Below are 9,090 nucleotides of genomic sequence, written 5' to 3'. Positions count from 1 at the left end.
CACCGAACTGTTCACCCGCCACACCCCCGGCGAGCCGGACATCCCCGTCATCTCCAACACCACCGGCCTGCCCGCCACCACCGACCAACACCACAACCCCGCCTACTGGGCCCAGCACATCCGCCAACCCGTCCACTTCCACCAAGGCATCACCCACCTCACCGAAACACACAACATCAACCTCTTCACCGAACTCGCACCCCACCCCACCCTCACCCCCCACCTCCCCACCAACGCCCACACCACCCCCCACCACCCCAACGAAACCCACACCCACCTCGCCACCCTCATCAACCTCCACACCCACCACCACCCCACCGACCTCACCCCCCACCTCCCCCAGCCCAACAGCTCCCTACCGAGCCTGCCCACCTACCCCTTCCAACACCGCCCCTACTGGCTGCGCGCCGACCCGGCCAAGGCGACCGACGCCCGCCCCGGCGACGCCGAGTTGTGGGACGCACTGGAGCGCGAGGACTTGGACGGGGTGCTGTCCGCGATGGGCGTGCGGGACCCCGACGTCACGGCGTGGAAGTCCGTGCTGCCCTCGCTCGTCAGTTGGCGCCGGCAGCGCGGCTGGGGTCACCGCCTCGGCTGGGAGGCCCTGGACGACCGCACGCCGCCCCTGCTGGACGGCGACTGGGTCGTCCTGGTCCCCGAGGGCGCCGAGGAGCGGGCGGCCGTACGGACCGTGCTGACGGCGCTCGAAGAGGGCGGAGCCGGTGCAGTAGTCGTCACCGTCGAGCGGGAGATGGCCCGTACGACGTTCGCCGGACGGCTGCGCGCCGCCCTGGGCTCCTGCGGGCCCCGGCTCGCCGGCGTGCTGTCGCTGCTGGCGTTCGCCGATGTGGCGCGGCCGGGCCCGGACGGGCTGGAACTTTCCGCCGCACTGCTCCACGCGCTCGATGACGCGGTCGCCCAGACACCCGTGTGGTTCGTGACCGCGGGCGGCGTGGCGACCGGCGCGCAGGACCCGTTTGCGGACCCCGCGCAGGCCCGGATCTGGGGCCTGGCGCAGGCGTTCGCCGCCGAGTATGCCGAGCGCTGGGGCGGCCTGGCCGACCTGCCCGCGGACGGAGTCGGCGACCGGGGCGTGCGGGACCGGCTGCGGGCGGTGCTGGCCGGCCGGGAGGGCCGGCCGGGCGCCCGTGAGGACCAGGTCGCCGTCCGGTCCGGGGCGCTCTTCGCCCGCCGGCTGCGGCCGGCCGACCTCGCCGCCGCCACGGAGCCGTGGCTGCGCGCCACGGACGGCACGGTACTGGTGACCGGGGCGGACGGCGCGCTCGCCGAAGAGGTCGCCGTTCAGCTCGTGCGCGAAGGGGTACGGCACCTGCTGCTGGCCACCGGACCCGGGACGGACGAGGAAGCCGCGCTGGTCACGCAGGTGCGTGAGGCGGGTGCGGAACCGGTGGTGGCCGCCGTCGACCTCACCGACCGCGACGCCGTCGCCGCGCTCGTCCGTTCCGTCGCGCCGGAGCACCCGCTGACCGCCGTCGTGCACGTGACCGCCGAACTCGACGACGTCGTCGGCGCCGTGGACGCCGACGAGATCGGCCGGCTGCTCGACCCGGCCGCGAAGTCCCTCGCCAACCTCTGCGAGCTGACTCTCGACCGGGGGCTGGAGTCGTTCGTGCACTGCTTCTCCGCGGTCGCCACCCTCGGCGCGGCGGGCTTCGGCGCGCAGGGCGCGGTGCACGCCCACCTGGGGGCGCTGGCCCAGACGTATCGCGAGCGCGGCCTGCCCGTCACCTCGGTCGCCTGCGGCCCGTGGCAGGACCCGGAGGCGGCGGACACCCCGGCCGGAAAGCACCTGCGCTACCAGGGCATCCGCCCCATGGCGCCGCGGCCCGCGGCACGGCTGCTGGTACGCGCCGTCGCCGGCCGGTCGGCCGCTCCCGTGCTCGTCGACGTCGACTGGGACCGCTACGTCAAGCAGTCCGACCGGGGGACCGCCGGCTCCCTGCTGCGCGCGATCCCCGGGGCCGACGGTGCCGAGGCGGCAGAGGCAGCCGGTCCGGAGCCCGGAGGCGACGATCCCGGACACCTCGGCGAGGTCGCGGCCCGGTTGCGCCACCGGCTGGACGCCGCCACCGCGGCCGAACGTGCGGAGCTGCTGCTGACGGTGCTGCGGGACGCTTCCGCCGAGGTCCTCGGGCACGAGGACACCACGGAGATCCTTCCCGACGCCCAGTTCACCGAGCTGGGGTTCTCCTCCTTCACGGCCCTCGAACTGTGCAACCGGGTCGCGGCCGTGTCGGGGCTGCAGATCCCGCCGATGGCCATCTTCGACAACCCCACGCCGCAGGCGCTGGCGGCCTATCTGATGACCACGCTCGACGAGGGGGAGACCTCCCCCGCACCAGCGGCCGGGGCCGCGGCCCGGTGACGCGCCCTGCCCGACCCGGGCAACGCGCCCCGTACCGACGTACGTTCGTACCTTCCGAAGGAGCCTTTATGAGTGAGCCGGTCGTCGTTGTGGGCGCCGGGCCCGCCGGTCTGATGCTCGCCTGCGAGCTGGCGATGCGTGACGTGCCCGCGGTCCTTGTGGACATTCACCCCACGCAGCGCGCCGAGGCTCCGGCCATGGCGATCAACGCGGGCACGCTGGAGATGCTGGACCAGCGGGGCCTGGCCGCCGGGCTGCGGGAAGGCACGGTCACCTTCCCCGAGGTGCGGTTCGCGGACCTGCGCCTTGCCTTCGAGAAGGTGCAGGGGCCGCGTGAGCCCACCCACATGGTGCTCCAGTCCCGGCTGGAGAAGGTGCTCATCGACCGGGCCGTCGAGCTGGGCGTCGACCTGCGCTGGGCCACCCGCCTGACCGGCTTCGAGGAGGACCCGGACGGGTCCGGCGTCACCGTGACGCTCACCTCCGACGCCGGTGAGGAGCGGCTGCGCTGCCGGTACCTGGTCGGGTGCGACGGGCGGGAGAGCGTCGTCCGCAAGCAGGCCGGCATCGACTACGTCGGCGACGACTGGGTGATCGTGCGCGGCATCGTCGGCGACGTCGCGATCAACCGTGAGGACGTGGCACGCGAGCAGTACGGGCTGTCCTACACGGAAAACGGCGACCAGTTCCTCGGCGCCCCGCTGAGCCCCGACGTCATGCGCGTGTTCAGCGCGGAGTTCTCCACCGAGCCGCCGGAGTTCGAGGACGGCCCGGCGACGCTGGAGCAGCTTGGCGACGCGGTCAAGCGGCTGACCGGCAAGGAGCTGAAGGCCACCGAGGCGCACTGGCTGCAGCACTACTCGATCGTCACCCGCAACGCGGAGCAGTACCGCAAGGGCCGCGTCTTCATCGCCGGCGACGCGGCGCACGTCCACTACCCGTACAACGGCCAGGGCCTCGGCACCGCCATCGGCGACGCGGTGAACCTCGGCTGGAAGATCGCCGCAGAGGTCCACGGCTGGGCGCCCGAGGGCCTGCTCGACTCGTACCACGTGGAGCGGCACCTCGCGGGCCGGCTCGCCTGCATGAACATCCAGGCGCAGCTCGCCCTCCTCTACCCGCGCCCGCTGGCCCGCTACATGCGGGAGATGATGGGCGAGTTCCTGAAGTTCGACGACGTGAACGTCTTCCTTGCCGAGATCGTCACGAACCTGGGCCCCGCCGTCCCCCTCGCCTACGAGGGCGTGCCGGAGCCCGCCGACGGCGACCGGCTGCTCGGCCGGCGGCTGCCGCAGGTGCAGATCAAGACCGCGGCCGGTGACATGGGTGTCGCTGAGACGCTGCAGTCCGGCCGCGGCGTGCTGCTCGACCTGTCCGGTGACGCCTCCGCGCAGGAAGAGAGCGGGTGGGCCGACCGGATCGACGTGGTCCGCGCCCAGCCCGTACCCGAGCTGCCCGGCACCCTGCTGCTGCGCCCGGACGGCTGCGTCGCCTGGCACGACGGCGACGGCTGGGGCCAGGAGGAGCTGCGTGTCGCGCTGCGCACCTGGTTCGGCGCCCCGACCGGCTGACGAGCCGGCCGGGTGTCGCGTCATCCGGAGACCGCGGTGGAAGCAGATGCCGCCGCGGTCTCCGGGGGGCGGCACCGCCGGAGCGGGCGTGAGAACCGGCCAAGGGCGGCTTTAGGCCAACGGCACAGCATGGCCGCCACGGCGCCGGTGCCTGCTCTGCTGAGCGGTGCCCGGCGCTTTCGCCCAGCAGTACCACCACCAGAAGGGAAAGCAGTGCGCCCGACAGAGTTCCCCTCCCGGCTGACCGCCGCCGGGGCCGCCGCCCTGGCGCTGACCGTGCCCATCGGCGCGACCCAGGCCCACGCCGCGGAGGACCACAAGGCCGAGTGCGTGACCATCTCGTTCATCGAGCAGCTGGTCACCACCGAGACCAAGGACACGGCTCCGACCGGTCCGAGCGTCGGCGATGTCGTGATCACCGAGGACGCGGTGCTGGACGACCAGCGCAACCGCATCGGGACCAACGACATCAAGGGCATCATCATCAAGAAGGACGCCGAGACCGGAGAGCTGTACTCCTTCTCGGCCGCCGAGTACACCCTCGACGACGGCACCATTCACGTCGCGGGCCTGGTCAATCTGACCGCGCTGGCCTCGGGCAAGGAGCAGAAGCTCCCGGCGTACGGCACCGGCGGCCGTTACGCCGGCAAGATCGGCGAGCTGTCGTGGACCCTCGTCAGCGAGACCGAGTCCTTCAACTCCATTGCGCTCTGCGACTGACGTCGCGGGCCGCAGCCGAACGACGGGCTGAGACCGGCGGGCACAGCCCGCCGGTCGTTCCTGCCCGAACCCGACCAGGAGAGCCCGGGAAGTGCGATGACCTTCGAACCTCAGGTGTGGGCCGCCGCCTCGGCGGACAGCTCCGGCAACTGGGCCACCGACCTCATGGAGAACCTCGGCTCACCCGGGGTGGCGATCGCCACCGGTCTGGAAAGCCTCTTTCCCACCGTGCCCAGCGAGCTGGTGCTGCTGCTCGGCGGGTACACGGCCCGCCTCGGCGACCTCAACTTCCTCGCTCTCGTGTGCTGGAGCACCATCGGGTCCGTCGTCGGTTCCGTCCTCCACTACTACGTCGGCGCGCTCCTCGGCAGACGCCGTACCCGCGCCATCTTCATCCGCTTCCCGCTGGTCCAGGAGTCCGACCTCGACCGCGCCGAGGGATGGTTCGGCCGCTACGGTGCCAAGGCCGTGCTGATCGGCCGGCTGATTCCCATCGTGCGCAGCTACGTCTCGCTCCCCGCCGGTATCGAGCGCATGCCGATGCCGCTCTTCGCGGCCTACACGGCGATCGGCTCGCTGCTGTGGAACCTCGTCCTCCTCACCGCCGGCTACGCGGTCGGCAGCAGCCACGACACCGTGGAGCAGTACGCGAACGGGTTCACCGCCGTCGTCGGCGGCCTCCTCCTCGTGCTCGTCGTGCGGTTCGTCGTCGTCCGGCTGCGGGCCCGGCGCCAGGAGCGGCGCGAGGCCCCGGCCGAGTCCGCATGACCTGCAAGTAGGGCACTCAGCCCACGGTTAGGGCCTCTTTAGCCCAGCCGCCCAGCATGAGCCATGACAGCGCCCGGCATCGCCTCCGCGGGCCCGCCGGGCCCGACGGATCGGAGTGTGGACAGTGTCGGAACCGGCGGCCCAGGCCCTCGCGCGACCGGAAGGCCCGGCATCCATCGCCGTGGTGGGAACGGCCTGCCGTCTCCCGCAGGCCGACACACCCGAAGCATTCTGGGAGTTGCTGCGCGACGGCCGCGACGCCGTCACCGGGCTCCCCGACGGGCGCCCGGACCTGCACGCGCGCGACGAGGAGCCGGGGAAGGCCCGCAGCGGCGCGTTCCTCGACCACGTCGACCTCTTCGACCCCGCCTTCTTCGGCATCGGCCCGCGCGAGGCCGCCGCCATGGACCCGCAGCAGCGCCTCGTGCTGGAGCTGGCCTGGGAGGCGCTGGAACGGACCGGTATCGTGCCCGCGTCGCTCGCCGGCACCCGCACCGGGGTGTTCGTCGGTGCCATCGCCGACGACTACGCCCGGCTCACCCAGCAGTTCGGCCCGGCCGCCGTCGGCCAGCACACCGCCACCGGCCTGCACCGCGGCATCATCGCCAACCGCGTCTCGTACCTCCTCGGCCTCACCGGCCCCAGCATGTCGGTCGACACCGGGCAGTCCTCCTCGCTCACCGCCGTCCATCTGGCCTGCGAAAGCCTGCTGCGGGGAGAGTCGGACCTCGCCCTGGCCGGTGGCGTGAACCTCAACCTCACGGCCGACGGCTACGAGATCACCGAGGCGTTCGGCGCGCTGTCGCCCGACGGCCGCTGCCACACCTTCGACGCCCGCGCCAACGGCTACGTACGGGGCGAGGGCGGCGGCCTCGTCCTGCTCAAGCGGCTCTCCGACGCGCTCGACGACGGTGACCGGGTGCTCGGCGTCATCCTCGGCAGCGCCGTCAACAACGACGGCACCACGGACACCCTCACCACCCCGGGCGCCCGGGGCCAGGCCGACCTTTTGCGCCTGGCCTGCGAGCGCGCCGGCGTCGCCCCCGGCGACATCCAGTACGTCGAGCTGCACGGCACCGGCACCCGGATCGGGGACCCCGTCGAGGCAACGGCACTCGGCGAGGCCCTGGGCGCCGGCCGCGCCGACGGCGAGCGGCTGCGCGTCGGCTCCGCCAAGACCAACGTCGGCCACCTGGAGGGCGCGGCCGGCATCACCGGCCTGATCAAGACGCTGCTGAGCCTGCACCACCGGGAGTTGCCCCGCAGCCTGCACTTCCGCTCCGCCAACCCCGCGATCCCGCTCGCCGACCTGGGACTGCGGGTGCAGGAGGAGCACGGGCCCTGGCCTCACGACGGCCGGCGGCTGATCGCCGGGGTCAGCTCGTTCGGGATGGGCGGGGCGAACGCCCACGTGGTGGTGGCGGAACCGCCGGTGCAGAGCCACGAGGAAGGGGAGGGAACCGATCCCGCACAGGCCGCCGGGGACGCGGCGAAAGCGCCCGTCACTGTGGCCGGCGTGCTGCCCTTCCTCCTCTCCGGCCGCAGCGCCGCCGCCCTGCGGGCCCAGGCGCGCCGGCTGCATGACCACCTGACCGCGCGAGGCGACGTCGCCCCTCCCGTCGACGTCGCCCGCGCTCTTGCCACCACCCGCTCGGCCTTCGAGTACCGGGCCGCCGTCCTCCCCGCCCTCACGCCCGCGGAAGCGACGGCACCGGCCGCCGGGGGGACGCTCGACTCCCTGCTCGACGGCTTGACGGCGCTCGCCGACGACACCCCCGCCTCCGGCATCCTGCGCGGCACCCCCCGGGAGGGCCGCGTCGCGCACCTCTTCGCCGGCCAGGGCAGCCAGCGCGCCGGCATGGGCCGTGAACTGCACGCCTCCTGGCCGGTGTTCCGTGCCGCGCTCGACGAGCTGTGCACCGCGCTCGACGTCGCGCTCGCACCATACGTCGACCGGCCCCTGCGCGACGTGATGTTCGCCGACGACGACCCGGAGCTGCACCGCACGGTCTACGCGCAGCCGGCGCTCTTCGCTTTCGAGGTCGCGTTCTTCCGGCTGCTGGAGAGCTGGGGGATGCGCCCGGACGTGGTGGCCGGCCATTCCATCGGCGAACTCGCCGCCGCCCACGTCGCCGGCGTGCTCACCCTGCCCGACGCCTGCCGCCTGGTCGCGGCCCGCGGCGGGCTCATGCAGGCGCTGCCCGAGGGCGGTGCGATGCTGTCCGTCCGCGCGCCCGCCGACGAGGTCGAGGCCCTCCTCACCGGGCCGGACGCCCTCTCCGGGCTGGACATCGCCGCGGTCAACGGCCCCGCGGCGACCGTCGTTTCCGGAGACGCCGACGCCGTGGACGGCATGGCCGCGGTCTGCGCAGAACGGGACTGGAAGACGCGCAGGCTGCGGGTGAGCCACGCCTTCCACTCCGCGCACATGGACGGCATGCTCGCCGACTTCGCCGCCGTCGCCGGCGAGCTGGACTTCCGCCCGCCGCGCATCCCCATCGTGTCCAACCTCGGCGGCCGGGAAGTCGGCGCCGACGAGGTCTGCGACCCCGGCTACTGGGTGCGGCATGTCCGCCGGACCGTCCGCTTCCACGAGGGCGTGCGCTGGCTGGGCGCCGCCGGCGTCACCACGCTCGTCGAGATCGGGCCGGACGGTGTCCTGTCCGCCATGGCCAAGGAGTGCCTGCCGGGCGCGGTGACGGTACCGCTGCGCCGCGGCGGCGCGACCGAGCGGCACGAGGTGCTGACGGGGGTCGTACGGGCCCACCTGCACGGCGTGACCGTCGACTGGTCCGCCGTCTTCCAGGGCACGGGCGCCCGACATGTCGACTTGCCGACCTACGCGTTCCAGCGGGAGCGCCACTGGCTGACGGGGGAGCGGCAGACCGCGGCGCTGCCCCCGGCTGCCGGTCCCGACACGAGGCATGCGGACACGTCCGACTCTTCCGCCGCGACGGCTCCCGCCACCCCCTCCGGCGATGCCTCCGCCACCGGTGCCGGGCAGGCGCGGACCCTGGCGCTCGTCGTGGCCGAGGCCGCCGGCGTCCTCGGGTACTCCGACGCGTCCGCCGTCGAGGTGCGGCGCGCCTTCCGTGACCTGGGCTTCGACTCGATCTCCGCCGTCACGCTCCGGGACCGGCTGGCCGACGCGACCGGTCTCGACCTGCCCAGCTCCGTCCTCTTCGACCACCCCACCCCCGAACGCCTCGCCGCCCACCTGCACGCCCGCCTCACCGGCGCCGACGACGGCGTCGTGACCACCACCGTCGAGGTGGATGCGGATGATCCTGTGGTGGTGGTGGGGATGGCGTGTCGGTATCCGGGTGGTGTGACGTCGCCGGAGGGTTTGTGGGATCTGGTGTGGTCCGGTGGTGAGGGGATTTCGGAGTTTCCGTCGGATCGGGGTTGGGGGTCGGATCTTTTCGACGTTGATCCGGGTAGGTCGGGGAAGTCGTATGCGCGTCATGGTGGGTTTTTGCATGATGCGGGTGATTTTGATGCGGAGTTTTTCGGTGTGTCGCCGCGTGAGGCGTTGGCGATGGATCCGCAGCAGCGGCTGGTGTTGGAGACGTCGTGGGAGGCGTGTGAGCGGGCCGGGATCGACCCGGACAGCCTGCGCGGCAGCCGCACCGGCGTCTACATCGG

The 9,090-nt window shown here is 73.0% G+C and carries 5 protein-coding genes; all 5 read left to right on the top strand.

Annotated features, from left to right (window positions below):
* On the top strand, nucleotides 1-2,386 hold a 2,386-nt coding region (locus I003_RS0128190), incomplete at its 5' end, for an SDR family NAD(P)-dependent oxidoreductase (protein WP_027774546.1).
* Between the two features lie 68 nt (nucleotides 2,387-2,454).
* Complete coding sequence (locus I003_RS0128185; protein ID WP_027774545.1) at nucleotides 2,455-3,957, top strand: FAD-dependent monooxygenase; 1,503 nt, start codon at nucleotides 2,455-2,457, stop codon at nucleotides 3,955-3,957.
* Between the two features lie 213 nt (nucleotides 3,958-4,170).
* Nucleotides 4,171-4,677, top strand: a complete 507-nt coding sequence (locus I003_RS0128180) for an allene oxide cyclase barrel-like domain-containing protein (RefSeq protein WP_027774544.1) — start codon at nucleotides 4,171-4,173, stop codon at nucleotides 4,675-4,677.
* 96 nt (nucleotides 4,678-4,773) lie between these two features.
* Complete coding sequence (locus tag I003_RS0128175; protein ID WP_027774543.1) at nucleotides 4,774-5,445, top strand: DedA family protein; 672 nt, start codon at nucleotides 4,774-4,776, stop codon at nucleotides 5,443-5,445.
* A gap of 124 nt (nucleotides 5,446-5,569) precedes the next feature.
* Nucleotides 5,570-9,090: type I polyketide synthase (locus tag I003_RS0128170; protein ID WP_158689034.1), on the top strand; the 3,521-nt coding region annotated here is incomplete at its 3' end.

The sequence above is a fragment of the Streptomyces sp. CNQ329 genome, from assembly GCF_000482585.1.
The sequence above is the reverse complement of the archived record's forward strand: the minus strand, read 5'-3'. Positions and strand labels throughout refer to the sequence as shown.